Raw genomic sequence first — 956 nt, 5'->3', positions numbered from 1 at the left:
TGCCTCCTGCCTATCCTCTACACGCGGGACCAGCGGCCAATGCCAAGCTGCAGTGAAGGTTCACGGGGTCTTTCCGTCCTTCCGCGGGTAAGTCGCATCTTCACGACCAGTGCAATTTCACCGGGTCCATGGTCGAGACAGCGCCCAAGTCGTTGCGCCTTTCGTGCAGGTCGGAACTTACCCGACAAGGAATTTCGCTACCTTAGGACCGTTATAGTTACGGCCGCCGTTTACCGGGGCTTGGCTTCGGGGCCTCGCCTTGACGGCTAACCCCTCCGCGTGACCTTCCGGCACCGGGCAGGCGTCAGACCCTATACGTCGCCTTGCGGCTTCTGCAGAGTCCTGTGTTTTTGGTAAACAGTCGCTTGGGCCTCTCCACTGCGGCCCGCCTCCGCTCCCCGGGCGAGCCGGTTCACGTACGCGCGGGCACCCCTTCTCCCGAAGTTACGGGGCCATTGTGCCGAGTTCCTTGACCATGGTTGACCCGATCGCCTCGGTATGTTCTACCCACCCACCTGTGTCGGTTTGCGGTACGGGCGCGCACGCGCCTGCCTAGGGGTTTTTCTAGGGACCTCGGGCTCACTCGCTTCGCTCAGTCGCTTCGTCCGGAGCCTCGCCCTCGATGCGGACCGGATTTCCCTGGTCCGCGGGCCGCGCTCCATCACGGGGACGTCCAGAACCCCGCCGAGCCACCCCCATCCGTCGCCCCGTCGGTCGTAGCGCCGCGTGCGCGGTGCAGGAATGTCTGCCTGCTGCGCGTCGGCTACGCCTACCGGCCTCGCCTTAGCCCCCGACTGACCCTGGGAGGATTAGCCTTGCCCAGGAAACCTCGGGTTCACGGCGGACGAGTTACTCTCTCGTCTCTCGCTACTCATGCCAGCATTCTCACTCCCATGCGCTCCACCGTCGGTCGCCCTCCGGCTTCTCCGCCCATGGGAAGCTCCCCTACCGATTCT

Annotated in this window: 1 rRNA gene; it reads right to left on the bottom strand. The window is 64.4% G+C overall.

Features of this window, described 5'->3' with window-relative positions:
- Positions 1-956: ribosomal RNA gene (locus tag AAAX35_RS09600) — 23S ribosomal RNA — on the bottom strand; the annotation flags it as partial.

The organism is Collinsella sp. CLA-ER-H11 (genome assembly GCF_040092445.1).
Taxonomy (GTDB): Bacteria; Actinomycetota; Coriobacteriia; order Coriobacteriales; family Coriobacteriaceae; genus Collinsella.
Note: the sequence above shows the minus strand (reverse complement) of the source record. Positions and strands in the feature narration are given on the sequence as shown.